The organism is Mesorhizobium sp. B2-4-13 (assembly GCF_006658535.1).
GTDB lineage: Bacteria > Pseudomonadota > Alphaproteobacteria > Rhizobiales > Rhizobiaceae > Mesorhizobium > Mesorhizobium australicum.
On sequence record NZ_VFVB01000015.1, the window covers coordinates 1 to 14,319 of the forward strand.

General features: G+C 61.3%; 11 protein-coding genes. 6 read left to right on the forward strand and 5 right to left on the reverse strand.

The genetic code is table 11. From position 1 onward, the window contains the following. Positions 1-197 (forward strand): hypothetical protein (locus FJ936_RS30730; protein WP_210245833.1); only part of this gene is annotated, 197 nt, incomplete at its 5' end. Positions 198-204: 7 nt separating this feature from the next. Here FJ936_RS30730 and FJ936_RS28635 read toward each other — a convergent pair. Then, positions 205-1,284 carry a hybrid-cluster NAD(P)-dependent oxidoreductase gene (locus tag FJ936_RS28635; protein ID WP_140789733.1) on the reverse strand — a complete coding sequence of 360 codons (1,080 nt, stop codon included), beginning with the start codon at positions 1,282-1,284 and terminating at the stop codon, positions 205-207. Between the two features lie 89 nt (positions 1,285-1,373). Continuing rightward, positions 1,374-2,231, reverse strand: coding sequence for a LysR family transcriptional regulator (locus FJ936_RS28640; protein ID WP_141907330.1), 858 nt, complete (start codon positions 2,229-2,231; stop codon positions 1,374-1,376). A 134-nt stretch (positions 2,232-2,365) separates the two neighbouring features. On the opposite strand from FJ936_RS28640, the gene FJ936_RS28645 reads away from it, so the two are divergent. The 5 genes from FJ936_RS28645 to FJ936_RS28665 all read left to right on the forward strand — a co-directional run bounded on the left by FJ936_RS28645 (position 2,366) and on the right by FJ936_RS28665 (position 7,676). Next, positions 2,366-3,448: an amidohydrolase family protein gene (locus FJ936_RS28645; protein WP_140789729.1), complete on the forward strand. Its 1,083-nt coding sequence runs from the start codon at positions 2,366-2,368 to the stop codon at positions 3,446-3,448. Positions 3,449-3,459: 11 nt separating this feature from the next. Continuing rightward, on the forward strand, positions 3,460-3,813 hold the full coding sequence (locus tag FJ936_RS28650; RefSeq protein ID WP_141907331.1) for a Rieske (2Fe-2S) protein: 354 nt from the start codon (positions 3,460-3,462) through the stop codon (positions 3,811-3,813). 200 nt (positions 3,814-4,013) lie between these two features. Beyond that, entirely contained in the window at positions 4,014-4,946 is a 933-nt protein-coding gene (locus FJ936_RS28655; protein WP_181763192.1) for a glycine betaine ABC transporter substrate-binding protein, read from the forward strand. 86 nt (positions 4,947-5,032) lie between these two features. Beyond that, positions 5,033-6,163 carry a betaine/proline/choline family ABC transporter ATP-binding protein gene (locus tag FJ936_RS28660; RefSeq protein ID WP_348643179.1) on the forward strand — a complete coding sequence of 377 codons (1,131 nt, stop codon included), beginning with the start codon at positions 5,033-5,035 and terminating at the stop codon, positions 6,161-6,163. After that, positions 6,150-7,676 (forward strand): ABC transporter permease subunit, encoded by a 1,527-nt coding sequence (locus FJ936_RS28665; protein ID WP_210245834.1) that lies wholly within the window; start codon positions 6,150-6,152, stop codon positions 7,674-7,676. Before FJ936_RS28660 ends, FJ936_RS28665 begins: the two co-directional genes overlap by 14 nt. A gap of 69 nt (positions 7,677-7,745) precedes the next feature. Here FJ936_RS28665 and FJ936_RS28670 read toward each other — a convergent pair whose 3' ends face one another. The 3 genes from FJ936_RS28670 to FJ936_RS28680 are packed head-to-tail and all read right to left on the reverse strand — an operon-like array spanning position 7,746 to position 14,232. Then, positions 7,746-9,320, reverse strand: coding sequence for a trimethylamine methyltransferase family protein (locus tag FJ936_RS28670; RefSeq protein ID WP_348643180.1), 1,575 nt, complete (start codon positions 9,318-9,320; stop codon positions 7,746-7,748). 2 nt (positions 9,321-9,322) lie between these two features. Then, the gene (locus FJ936_RS28675; RefSeq protein WP_141907335.1) at positions 9,323-11,788 is read right to left on the reverse strand and encodes an FAD-dependent oxidoreductase; all 2,466 of its coding nucleotides are present in this window, start codon (positions 11,786-11,788) and stop codon (positions 9,323-9,325) included. Next, entirely contained in the window at positions 11,785-14,232 is a 2,448-nt protein-coding gene (locus tag FJ936_RS28680) for an FAD-dependent oxidoreductase (RefSeq protein ID WP_141907336.1), read from the reverse strand. The genes FJ936_RS28675 and FJ936_RS28680 overlap by 4 nt, the downstream gene beginning before the upstream one ends. Between the last annotated feature and the right edge of the window lie 87 nt (positions 14,233-14,319).

Sequence of the window (14,319 nt, forward strand, 5' to 3'; positions counted from 1 at the left end):
AAACGGTCCAGAAGTTCCTTCTCAATAGCCATGCGATGATTCTCCTTTCCATCATCATGGCCTCACGCACAAGATTCCTGACAGTCCCTGGACACAGCTTTGAAAGGTGCCTTTCTAGACTACGAACACAGGCGTGGAATGAAGAAATCTCAAACGACCAGCTTGCCGTCAATGAGACGACCCCGTTCAGAACCTGAATCGAAGTCAAAGATCAAGTGTAACAGCGCCTTTCGCGCGGCTGCAACAGGCCAGGACCAAGCCCGAGGACTTTTCATCGGACGTGAGTCCGCCGAGATCCTGCATCGTGACTTCGCCAGAGAGCTTGGCTATTCGGCACGTACCGCAAACTCCCTGCTGGCAGCCACTGGGAACATAGACGCCACAGTTGCGCGCCGCCTCCAGCAGGGTCTCTCCGGGCGCGCAGCGATGCTCCAATCCGGACCGAGCGAAATGCACCGAGGACGAAACGGCAGATGCTACGTCCGAAGTAACACCGCTCAGGCCGCCACCGAAGCTCTCCTCATGATAACGACGTGCATCAACACCCGTCTGGCCAAGACCGTCCCGCAGCGCCTTCATGTACTGTTCGGGGCCGCACGCGTAGACCGTGCGCTCGCGAAGATCGGGGACCAGGCGCAGGAGCATGGGACCGTCTACCCGGCCGGTGGGTCCTGCCCAAGTGGGATCTCTCCTAGAACAGACGCATGTGACGCTCAGGTTCCGAAACCGGGCAGCGAGCACATCGAGTTCCAACCTGAAGATGAGATCTCGCGGCGACCGCGCGCTGTAGATGAGGCACAGGTCCAGATCCGACGCTCGGTCCGTCAAGGTGCGCAACATCGACATAAGAGGCGTGATCCCGCTGCCTCCGGCAAGAAAGAGAGGCTTCTCGCTGTGGAAGCCGTCGAGTTTGAACGAGCCCAGGGGGCCTTCGATGTTGATTTCGTCGCCCGCTCGAAGGTTGTCGTGGAGCCAATTGGAAACGAGCCCGCCTGGTGTCCGCTTGACCGTGATGTGCAAGTCGAGCGGTCGTGTAGGTGGCGACGATACGGAATAGGAACGGCTTACCGTAGCGCCACCGATTGTGAGGTGAAGGACAACGTATTGCCCCGCATTGAAGCAGAACATGCGGTCTGACGCAGCCGAGAAGACAAATGTCTTCACGTCGTGTGTCTCGTCGATGATCGCGCGGCAGAGCATTGCCTGTGAGGATGCCTCGGCCCATTGCCGCTGCCGCATGGTTGCGAAAAAATCGGAAGCCGAAAAGGAAGTGTGTGCGTTCATGGCCGGGCTCTTCAGTGACGCCCCAACATGCCAGCCGAACCATCTCCCGAACAGGGGTTCAGCCCCGCTCTTTAATCGGGAATTTCGATTTAGGTCTCGAGCGACATCACCGCAAGCTGCAGTGCACGGAGTCCTTTGCGAATGATCGGTTCGTGTCTGCGCCGAGCGAGCATAGCCGTGTGGACAGGCTGGTGGAGCGTCGGTGCGCCCTCGACCAGGAAGGACGGGCACTCGGCCGTAAATCTGCGGGCATCGTCGTTGCGCATGTAACAGCTCCCCCCGGCTCGCCGCAGCATCGCTTCGGCCAGGCTCTCGGATCCCATGGAAAGTCGCGAAATTGCCAGAGAAGGGATCAGCTCCGCATGGGTCTTCTCAAGTAACACGGTGTAGCCCGGACGAATGTAGCTATCAGGATTGACCTCCGACATCGTCCTGGCGAAGGTCGACACCATTACGTATTCCTCGACCATGAGGTGGTCGTACGCAATTTCGGGAAGATAGCGGGGTGCGTAGAGCACGGCGATATCGAGATTCCCCATGCTGAGATCTGTCACCATCTGGTTGGAATAGTCAGATTCCACGTGAATCGAGGCTTGGGGAAGGGCCTGACAGAGCGCCTCCACCCAGCCAGGCAGCACTGAGCGTGTCATGCCAACCTGCGCTGCCACGCGCAGGGTTCCTTCGAACCGGTTGAAGGCCCGCACGTCATGGCGCGCTTGCGACCAGGTCGACAGCATCGCCCGCGCGTAGGCTTCGAAACGTCGCCCCGCCGCTGTCGGTTCAGCGCCAGCGCGACCACGATGGAAAAGCTCCGACCCGACTGCGCTTTCAAGACTCTTGATCCGGCTGCTGACAGTCGACTGCGTAATGTTCAGCCGGTCGGCAGTCCGGTTAAAGTTTCGCGATTCGATGATGTCGAGGAAGGTCTCAATGTGGTCCAGCTGCATGGTCTAACCCCTCCGATCGAAAAACTCGATCATTACCCAGAAATCATTGGCTTGATCCGGCATTTGTCAAGGCGGAAGCTGAAGAGACTAAACGGCTAGCGGAACGCGGCCTGCGGAGAGGGAGCGAAGCTAAAGTGTTTATCGTCGACTGCGATTGCCACAACTACTGGTCCAGCGCCACGGTGCTGGAGCCCTACCTCACCGGTGTCTGGAAAGACATGTTCATAGAGGGCGAAAAGACCGGTCCCCGCGGATCCTTCCCGCATGGCCACCGTCCCTGGTTTCATCCGCAGGATTTCTCGCGAAAGGACGTGCGGCCCGAGACCGAAGCCGACAACTACCGCATCATGAAGGAAAAGCATCTCGACAAATACAATGTCGGCGTGGCGATCCTCACCGGCGACGAGCCAATAGAAGCCTCGACTCTGGCCAATCCCTATTACGCAAGTGCGCTGGTCAGTGCCTACAATGACTATCAGATCGCGGAGTGGCTGCCGAAGGACAGCCGCTTCATGGGTTCTATTGTCATCGCGCCTCAGGATCCGACGCAGGCGGCGGCCGAAATCCGTCGGCTCGGCAGCCACCCTCGCATGGTCCAGGTTCTCGCCTCCCAAGGCTCTGTGCGGCCGTATGGTGATCCCTTCTACCACCCGATCTACGAAGCCTGCGCGGAAATGGGCCTGCCATTCGCCATCCACCTCGGCGGACACGGGGGGATCAACTGGAACGCTGTCGCGCCTGCCCCCACGACTTTCTTCTGGGAGACACACGCTATCCTGCACATGTCGGCGATCAGCCATGTGGCCAGCATGATTGCCCATGGAGTGTTCGAGAAATGGCCGGAGCTCTACTTCGTGGTGGTCGAGTGCGGCGTGGCCTGGGTGCCGACGGTGCTGTGGCGCCTCGACGCCGACTACAAGGCTCTTCGCAAGGAGACGCCTTGGCTGAAGATGCTGCCGTCCGAGTACTGCCGCCGAAACATTCGGTTCTCCACACAGCCCCTGGAGCAGCCGGCGAATGTGCAGCATCTCTGGTCCATTCTGGAGGCAATGGACGGCGAGAACACGCTTATGTTTGCGTCCGATTATCCGCACTGGGATTACGATGACGTCAACACATTGCACATTCCGCCGGGGTGGCGCCGCAAGGTGCTCGGCCAAAATGCGCTTGACGTCTATAAGCGCATTCGCCGCCCGGAAGCCGCCGCGGCAGCATGACGAGGGTCGACATGGCTGAGAAGACGTATATTTGTCGCGCCGACGAGATCCAGATCGGAACGCCATTCATCGCTAAGGTGCGCAGCCTGTCGATCGGCGTGTTCCGGATCGGCGAAAGTTTCCATGCGCTGCTGAATGTCTGCCCTCATCGAGGGGCTCCGCTTTGCGAAGGGCCGCAATGCGGCACGACCGCTCCCGTCGAGGGACCCGAATTCATTTACCACCGCGAGAACGAAATCGTTCGCTGCGCCTGGCATGGGTGGGAATTCGACATCAAGTCGGGTGCGGCCCTGGTCAACCCGAGCGTTCGCGCGCGGACCTTCCCAGTCACCCTCGAAGCTGGGAGCATTTACGTGACGGCCTGATATGGAGGCGGGACTTTGGGAGCTAGTTGGGCATCGCAACCATGATCAACGTCTTATGCGCTTCATCGTTTTTGCTAATGCGACGCAATTTGGGATGGATTGCCTGCACGTTCCGCTAACGTGACAATAGTCTGAGAAAAATCAGCGCAACTCGACTGGGGAACACCATGAAACATGATCTTCTTGCATCGGCTCTTGGCATGCTGTTGCTGGCGCCGATCGCATCGGCAACTGCTGCAGACGTCACCATGCCGGACCCAAATTACGCTACCGCGACGGCGGTCATGAACGTGATCAAGGACGCCGCCGAGCAGGAGCTCGGGCTCGACGTTTCGACCGTGACCACCACGGCCGTCCCCGTTATTTGGGAAGCGATGGACCGTAACAAGGGGGAAGTCGATATCTGGCCCGATGTCTGGCTGCCGAACCAGCAGGGTCTTGTCGACAAATATGTCAAGGGCGCGGGCACCGTGAAACTCGCGAAGAATGGCTATGAGGCCAAGCAAGGTTACTGCGTGACCCAAGTTACGGTCGACAAATACGGCGTCAAGGACGTATCCGACCTCGCCAACCCCGATAACGCCAAGATATTCGACACCAATGGCGACGGCAAAGGCGAAATCTGGATCGGCGCTTCAGGCTGGCAGTCGACCAACATCGAAAAAGTGAGGTCCCGTGATTACGGCTTCGCCGATTTCTTCGATCTGCAGGTCACCGACGAAGCGGTAGCTGCGGCATCGCTCGATCGTGCCGCGAAGGCCGATAAGCCGTGGGTGGGCTACTGCTACGGTCCGCACCAGAATTTCGCGCGCTACAAGCTTGCCTTCCTTTCCGAGCCGAAACACGATCCGGCCAAGTTCGTGATGCTGCAGCCGAGCGAGGACCCTCAATGGTTCGAAAAATCGAAAGTGTCGTCGGCCTACGCTGACACCACCGTGCACATCGCCTATGCTGCTTCGCTGGCGCAGCGGCAACCGGAACTGACGGCCGCTCTGGATCGGATTACTCTCAATCCGGATGACATCAGCAAGTGGGCCTACGCAATCATCGTCGACAAGAAGCCGGCAGATGATGTGGCGAAGGAATGGATCAAAACCCACCCCGATGAGGTGGCGAAATGGTTTGGGCACTGAAGTCGAGGGCTGAGGCTGCGGGCTCTAAACGGGCCCGCATTGTCGCCAAGCCGCGCGATCCTGTTTTTAGACGGGGACTGTAGCCGGTGGACGCCGCACCGGTCAGGGCATCGGGCCGAGCCGACCCGGCGGACCGCGCCGACGGGGCAGCCCATGCTGCCGCCATTATCATGAAGGGCGTTTGGAAAATCTTTGGCGCCCGCGCGCCGGAGGCGATTGCGGCGGTTTTGCGCTATGGCCTCGATAAGGACGAAATCGCCAGGCGGTTCGGCTGTGTCGTTGGCGTGGCCGATGTCAACATTTCAGTTCGGCCGGGTGAAATCTTCTGCGTCATGGGTCTGTCGGGCAGTGGCAAATCGACATTGATCCGCCATATAAACCGCTTGCTTGAGCCATCCGCGGGCGAGATTTTCGTCGATGGTGAAAACGTTATGGCGAAGTCGCCCAAGGAGTTGAGGGCATTGCGGTCCCGCAAGATAGCCATGGTTTTCCAAAGCTTCGGGCTGCTTCCGCATCGGACCGTGCGCGACAACGTCGCGCTTCCGCTGGAGATCCAAGCGGCAAACAAGCAGCGGAGATTCGATGCCGCCGAGGCGGCGCTCGCCAAGGTGAACCTATCGGGCTGGGGGGATCGTTACTGCCATGAACTCTCCGGCGGCATGCAGCAGCGCGTCGGGCTGGCACGCGCTTTGGCTGCCGAGCCGGCCATCCTACTGATGGATGAGCCGTTCAGCGCGCTCGATCCGCTGATTAGGCGGCAGTTGCAAGATGAGTTCCTGGCCCTTTCGCGCTCCATGGGCAAGACAGTGATTTTCATAACCCATGACCTCGACGAGGCTATACGGATTGGCGACCGGATCGCGATCATGAAGGACGGTGTAATCGTCCAGACTGATACGCCTGAGGAGATAGTCACATCCCCGAAGCATGACTATGTGGCGAAGTTCGTCGCCGACATTTCGCGCCTGAAGGTGATCACAGCTGGACGGATCATGGAGTCGGTCCAGAATTTCAGGACCCGGCACCGTCCGGAGTTGGATGTCAGCCGGTTGCGCAGTGTGGATTCACGGCAACCCCTGGCCGAACTGGTCGAACTCGCGGCACAGGATGGCGCACCGCTGGCTGTGACTGCTCCCGATGGGTCAGTTGTCGGAATTATCGATAGGCAGATCCTTCTCGACGGTTTGCGAAAGGGCAAAGCCCGTGAACGCCCATGATCCGGCCCCCGTGCGGTCGACAGAACAGGCTCAAACGGCAGAGGACGCGCTCGTACGGGAGTTCGTTGTGCGCAATCCGCATTATTACGCGCAGGTGTTCGCCCGTATCCGGCGAGCTTCCGGTGCCATCTGGCCGTTCAACTTCGCGGCCGCGCTGCTTGGGCCAGTGTGGGCCGCGGCCAGAGGCATCACGCTGTTGTTCTGGCTTACGTTCTTCCTGGAGACACTAGCGGTTGTTCAAATCGGCGTCGGCGCGGCTCGCAACCTCGGCGTCACAGAGCAAGCACGAGCCGAACGCGTCAGCAAACAGGCACAGGTGCGTGCGCAACAGGCGGAGGCCGCCGAGGCGGCGGGGCAGGACAATGCAGCAGGACTGAAGTCATCAGCCGCCGCTCTGGAGAAAGCTGCCGACAGCGCCAGGATGCAGGCTGAGGCTGCGAAGGCGAAGGCCCCGCTTGTAATTGGGTCCGGTCTTGTCACTTTGCTGCTGGCCAGGCTGCTCGCCGGTTTCGTCGCCAACCGGATGCTCGAGCGACGCTTCGCGCTCTGGCGGTCGAAGTCGACACTTCAGCGCGGGCTCAATCTTCCGCTGGCCATATGTGCTTTTACCTTTTGTATCGCAGCCTACGGGCTTTCGGCTTATCGCTTCGCCTCGTCAACGCCAGCGGTCTGGCTAACTGCTGCCCCCTCGAACCGCGAGTGGCAGGCGACCTTGTCATCAGCGCTGGACAGCCTAATGGCAGCGGTATCGCATCTGGGGGACGGCTTTTTCGGCGGCATCACCGCCGCAATCTCGTTGGTGCTCGATGGCTTGGCCTATGGGCTGACAGGCATGCCGTGGCCCGTTACGATGGCGATCATTCTCGTCCTTGCCTGGCAACTGGCTGGGCCGCGCATAGCCATCTTCAGCGCTGCTGCGCTCGCCTATCTTGCCGTCCTCGGCTTTTGGGAAAAGAGCCTGGAAACCGTGGCCCTGTTGGGCACATCGGCTATTCTCTGCCTGTCGACCGGAATCCCGCTTGGGATATGGTGCGGACGCCGGCCGCGCGTCTACGTGTCTGTGCGGCCGGTGCTCGACTTCATGCAGACCATGCCGGCGTTCGTCTACCTGATCCCAGTGATTGCGTTGTTCGGCATCGGTAAGCCGCCCGGCGTCATCGCCACGCTGATCTTCGGCACGCCGCCCGTTGTGCGCCTGACCGCACTCGGCCTGCAAGGCGTCCCTCCGGCCATAAGAGAGGCCGCGCAGGCCTATGGCGCTACAAGATGGTTTCTCTTAACGCGGGTCGACCTCCCGCTTGCCATGCCTTCCATCATGGCCGGAATAAACCAGACCATTCTGATGTGCCTTTCAATGGTGGTCATCGCTTCCCTGATCGGTGCCAAAGGACTTGGAGAAGATGTCCTCAACGCCCTTCAATATGCGGCCGTGGGGCAGGGATTGCTCGCGGGCTTCGCCATTCTTCTGTGCGCCATGATCATAGACCGCATCGTGCAGGGAAGGGTCGAGTAGCGGTCTGCTGATTTTCGGCACCGGCCAGCACGTCCCGAACCGGGCACCACAGGACCACGATACCCGCGCTCAGAAATAGTCCTGGTCCGGCATGCTCTCCTTACGTTTGGCGATGAAGGCCTGCAGCGCTTCATCGATCGCGGGATCGAGGCCAGGGTCCACATAGTCGCTCAGAAGCTTCTTCCACTGGCGATTGGCGCGCTGGGCGGCATCCAGGCCGCCTTCGGCATTCCACTGCTCGAACGAATTGTTATCGCTGACGGTCGAGCGGTAGAATGCGGACAGGAAGTTCGACTGCGTATGGGCGCTGCCTAGGAAATGCGATCCGGGCCCGACTTCCCCGATGGCATCCATCGCCTGACCGTTCACCGACAAGTCGATACCTTCGAACAGGCTCATTACCTTACCGCAAAGGTCGGCGTCGATTATGGTCTTCTCGAAGCTGGTGACAAGACCTCCCTCCAGCCACCCCGTCGCGTGGTTGATGACGTTGGCGCCGGCGAGAAGCGACATCAGCAGGCCTAAGGTCCCCTCCTGCTCAGCCTGCGCGTCTGGCAGCTTGGACGCCGAAAGCGTGCCGACCGTGTGGAATGGAACACCGACCCTTCGCGCCAGTTGTCCGGCCGCCAGGACCATCTTTGCCGCTTCCGGCGTGCCGAAAGTCGGCGCGCCGCTCTGCATGGAGATGGTGCTTGCAAAGCTCCCCATCAGACAGGGCGCTCCTGGATTGATAAGCTGGACTAGGGAAAGGCAGGCAAGCGCCTCTGCGAGCACCTGGGCTAGAGTACCGGCGACGGTGCAGGGGCTCATTGCGCCGGCGAGCGTCCATGGCGTGCAGGCGACCGGCTGATTGTTGCGCGCGCAGACCTTGAGCGACCCGGACATGTTCGCATCGAGCACCAACGGTGCGTTGGTGTTGCTGACGTTGTAGAGCACGGCGTTGGTTGCGACGAACTCCTCGCCGAAGACGATTTTGGCGATGTCGACTGCGTCCTGCGCCCGCATGGAGCCGATAAACGCCCCCATGAAGGCGCGATCCGAATGGCGGACATGCGCATAAAGCATGTCGAGATGCCGTTTGTTGGCCGGCAGGTCGACAGGCTCGCAGACCACACCGCCCGAATGATGCAGATGCGGGATCATCTGATGGATTTTTACCAGATCGCGAAAGTCCGCGATCGTGGCATAGCGACGGCCCCGATCGAGATCATGGACAAAGGGCGGCCCCCAAGACGGACAAAGCACGGTATTGTCGCCGCCGATCATCACCGTGTTTGCCGGGTTGCGGGCATGCTGCTTGAACTGCGAAGGCGCTGTGGCGCGTACGATCTTGCGGCACATTCCGGGCTCGAAGCGCACCCTGGTGCCCTTCACGTCGGCGCCCGCTTCGCGGAAGATGTCGAGGATCTCCGGATCGTCATGGAATTCCATGCCGACCTCCTTCAGCAAACGATCGGCATTTGCCTCGATTAGGCTCAACCCTTCTTCGTCGAGGATATTGAAAGTGCCAATCCTGCGGTTGAGGTAGGGACGCCGTGCCGCCTGCTGTGCCATCCGCTGGCCTTGCCTTCCGGCACGGCCCCCGCTTCGTGGCGCTGGAGCGGTAGGGATGTTCGTGGCGTCCTTATTCATCTTTATCTCCATGATCAGGCAGGTGTGCAGGCGACCAGCGCATCTGCCCGGACGCCGCGCATCCGCAGATTGTCCGGATCGTAAGGAGCTTTCCTCAACTCCCGCGCCGTCAGTTCCTTGCCGAGGATCGAGACGGTCAGATCTTCAACCGCAACGCCGGGCTTCAGATAGGCAAGTGCGATGGTCTTGCCGGTGCGGAAGCCATGAGCCCCGGAGGTGACGATGCCCACCGGGCGGCCAGCCTGCATTACTGCGTGAGCATAGAAGGGCAGCCTTTCGTCATCGTCTTTGATCTGAAGCAAGACCATTGACCAAGAGCTCTTGCAGACGCGCTCCAGCATTGCCTCGCGGCCCACAAATGTCCGGCCATCGGTCTTGACCAACGCGCCCAAACCGGCCTCCAGCGGCGTACGCTCGGTGGTCAGGTCAGCCCCCCAGGCGCGATAGCCCTTTTCCAGCCGCATCGCGTTCAGCGCGTAGACACCGAACGGACGCAGGTCGAACTGAGCGCCGGCTTTGGTGATTGCCTCGTAGAGCTTGCCGAACTGCGCGAGTTGCACATGCAGTTCCCAGCCGAGTTCGCCAGCATAGGAGACGCGGAGCGCTGCCGCTCTGATGCCCGCCACGCGCATGATCTGCGCTGAAAGCCATGGGAATGCCGCATTAGACAGGTCGGCTTCGCAGATCTTTTCCAGTAGATCGCGGGCACGCGGGCCCATTACGCCGAGCACGCCTCGCCTCTCCGTGACATTATCGATCGTCACGTCCGGAAAGGCCGCGGCGCGCGCCCGCAGCAAATCCTCGTCATGGCGTTCGGCAAGTGCTGCACTGGTCAGGTAGAAGACGTCATCGCCCAAACGCGTCACGGTGAATTCCGACGCCACGCCGCCCTTTGCCGTTAGCACATGAAGAAGCCCGATGCGGCCATGACGCTCCGGTGGCCGGTTGGCGCCGAGAGACGCCATGAAGGCGCCGGCGCCAGGTCCACCGATTTCGAACTTGGAGAAGGCCGAAAGGTCAATGGCGCCGACGCTGCCCTGCACGCCGAGGCATTCGCCGCGCACTTCGTCGAACCAACCGGGCTTGCGGAAGGTGAGCGGCGGATTGCGGTCGGTGCCGTTGGAGGCAAACCAGTTCGGCCGCTCCCAGCCATAGGCGGCGCCCAGCACCGCGCCCTGGCTATTTTGAAGCTCAAGCGCCGGCGTCGTGCGGCGCGGGCGGCCGGCCTCGCGTTCCTCATTGGGATAGTGGACGCCGAATTGCAGGCCGAATCCTTCGACCGCCTTTTCGATGCGATAATCACGATCGGCGTAGTTGCCGAACCGGCGCGGATCGACGGCCAGAGCATCGCTTGGCGGTGACCCGTCGACGATCCAGTCGGCAAGGAAGCGACCAGCGCCGCCGCCTTCCATCACGCCCATGCTCGAGCCGGTGAGCAGCCAGGCGTTCGCAAGGCCGAAGGCCGGCCCGACCAGGGGATTGGCATCCGGCGTGAAGGTGATCGGGCCGTTGACCACCGTCTTGATGCCGGCATTGGCAAGCGCCGGCACCCGGTCCATCGCCAGGGCGATGATGTGCTCGACCCGATCGAGGTCCGGCGGCAGCAGTTCCATACCGAATTCAGGCGGCACGCCATCGATCGCCCACGGAAGGGCTGACTTTTCGTAGGGGCCAACGATATAGCCGTCGCGCTCTTGGCGAAGATACCAGCTTTCCTCCGGATCGCGGATGATCGGCAGTTCCTTGGTGCCTGCGGCAATACGCTCGGCGATCCCGGGAACTGTGTCCGTCACGACATACTGATGCAGCATTGCCACCACCGGCAGGTCGATGCCCATCATGGCGCCGATCTCGCGGCACCATGTGCCGGCGGCATTCACCACATGCTGGGCGATGATGTCGCCCTTTTGGGTGCGGACAAGCCATTCGCCCGATGCCTTGCGTTCGATCCCCAGCACCGGATTGTGGCGCACGATCTCGGCGCCGCGCGAGCGTGCTCCAGTGGCCATGGCGTTGGTCGCGAGCGTCGGATCGACATGGCCGTCATTGGGCTCGTAGATGGCGCCGATGATCTCATCGGTATGGCAGAGCGGATAGAGCTCCTTGAGTTCGCTGGGGCTCAGGATGTCGAAGTCATGTCCGACGAACCGGCCGAGCCCCTGAACATGGCGGAATTCATCCATCCGCGCCTTCGAGCGGGTTATGCGCAAAGCGCCGCTGGGATGGAAGCCGGTCGGCAGTCCAGTCTCGGCGGTTAGGATTTCCCGGTAGAGCTGCACCGAATGCGCGCGCATTTCCATGATCGTCGCGTTGTGAGCGAAATGCGTGCAAAGGCCCGCGGCGTGCCAGGTGGAACCCGCAGTCAGCTCTTGTCTCTCGACGAGCATGACGTCGTCCCAGCCGCGCTTGGCGAGGTGGTAGAGCAACGATACGCCCATGGCGCCGCCGCCGATAACGACCACACGGGCCTGTTGTCTCATGAATTTTCCTCCGCGCTTGCGCGCATGCGCGATCCGGTTGGGTCGTAAGGTGGTTTGTCGAGCGGCCGAAGCTTGTAGCGGACACCGGCTACCGTGATTTCGTAGTCGCAGGCGAGCAGCTGCGTTTTCGTTTCGCCCGGATCGAGGGCAACATAGCCCAGACAAAGGCTTAGACCCGTGCGAACGCCCAGGCCACCCGAAGTGGTCAACCCGGCGAGCTTGCCGTTTCGATAGATCGGCTCGTCATGCAGCAGAAGCGGATTGGCGCCGTCGACGGCGAAATGCATTAGCCGGCGCTGCACGCCTTCGGCCTTCTGCTTCAACAAGGCCTCCCGGCCGAGGAAATCACCTTTCTTCCAGGACACGGCAAATGAAAGACCCGCTTCCAGCGGCGTGTCCTTCGGCCCGATATCATGGCCCCAATGGCAGTAACCTTTTTCGAGGCGGCAGCCGTCGAGCGCGTAGTGACCGCAAAAGACCAGGCCGTGAGCACCGCCCGCCGAGGCGATTGCCGCCAATACGCTCTCGGCATGTTCGACAGGTGCGTAGAGCTCGAAGCCGAGTTCGCCGACAAAGCTGATGCGCGTGGCCCGCACATTGGCGGTTCCGATGTCGATGCGACGCGAGGTCGAGAACGGGAACGCCGCGTCGGAAAGATCGGCGTCGGTGAGGTTCTGGAGCAGCGTACACGAGCCTGGGCCCATGACGCCGAGAACGGCCTCCGCCGATGTGGCGTCGAAGACTGAGACAGCGAGGCCGAGATCCTCGGCACGGCGGCTGATCCAGGCAAGATCCTTCTGCCTTGTCGCGGCGCCTGAGATGATGCGGAACGCGTCTTCACCGTCGCGCGTGACCGTCACGTCGGCTTCGATGCCGCCGCGCGTATTGAGCATCTGGGTATAGACGGCGCAGCCTTCGGACCTGTCAACGTCGGCGGCGCACAGGCGCTCCATCAGCGCGGCCGCGTCGCGTCCGCGCACATCGATCTTGGTGAAGGGCGAAAGCTCGAACACGCCGACGCCTTGCGCCATCCGCTCAGCTTCGTTCCTGGCCGCGCTCCACCATTTCTGCGCGCCGACGCAATAGCCGCGTGTCTCCGCCCCGCCAAACCAGAGCGGTCGCTCCCAGCCGGTCGGCGCGCCGAAAACAGCGCCCGCTTCGGCGAATGTGCGGTGAAATGCGGAGCGCCTGACGTCACGCCCGGCGGTCGCCTGTTTATAGGGCCAATGCATGTGGAAAAGATCCGCGACGGCTTCCTCCATCCTGGCGCCGACGAAGGAACGGGCCGCTGCCGAACGGTCGAAACGGGCGATGTCGAGGGCCCACAGATCGAGGCCAGGTTCGCCATCGACGATCCATTCAGCCATCGCCTTGCCGGCGCCGGCCGAAGACATCATTCCCGTCGAATTGAAACCGGCGGCAACAAAGAATCCGCGCAGGTAGGGCGACTCACCCATCAGCGGTCGCGTATCAGGCGTAAAACTCTCCGGCCCGTTCATGAAATGCCTGATGCCGGTTTCAGACATCGCCGGCAGAAGCTTCAATCCTGCCGACATGAACGGCTCGAACTGCTCCCAATCCTCCGGCAGCTCAAGGAATGGCCTGTCGCCGGCGGGTCCGCGAACGTCGAAGAGCTTGGCGTTCGGCTCGAACCCGCCCAACACCAGCTTGCCGGAATCGCCCTTGATGTAGATGCCTTCATCGAGGTCGCGAAGGATGGGGAACGGATCCTGGAGCCCCGCAATCGGCTCGGTGACGACATACATGTGCTCGACGGCCTGCAACGGCACTGGAACGTTGGCGAGCGCGCCAATACCGCGCGCCCAGGCGCCGGCGCAGTTGACGACGATCTCGCAATCGATGGTGATGCCGGAGGCCAGGTTGACGCCCGCGATCCGGCCGTTTCGGGCTATGAAGCCCGTGCAAGCGGCTCCTTCAAGGATGCGGATACCAGCGCTCCGCACACGTTTTGCATAAGCAGCACAGATGTCGACTGGACTGGCCTGGCCGTCTTCGTCGACCCACAGCGCGCCAACAATGCCATCGGCGCCGACCCCGCTCACCCGCTCGGTCACAGCGGCCGGACCGATAATTTCAACCGTCAGGCCACAGACATCGCCCATATGCGCGATGCGCTTCAGCTCGTCCATGCGCTCCGGGTGACGCGCCAGCCACAGCCCGCCGGTACGCCTGTAGCCGGACGCCTGCCCGGTGAGCTCCTCAAGGCGTGGGAACAGTTCAGTTGCGTATTGCGCGAGCCTTGTCAGGTTAAGGCTGGCGCGCAACGGGCCAACAATTCCGGCTGCATGCCACGATGTGCCGCTTGTCAGTTGGTGGCGCTCCAGAAGGACGACATCACCCACCCCCGCTTCGGCAAGGTGATAGGCTGTGCTGAGGCCAATGACGCCGCCACCAATAATTACGATGCGTGCACTGTCATTCACTTATCGGGCACCTTTGCTGGGTCGCAAGAAGGTGATCTTTTCCCGCTAAGCCTCTTGCGCTCAAGCCGAATTGCGCAACATTAGCAA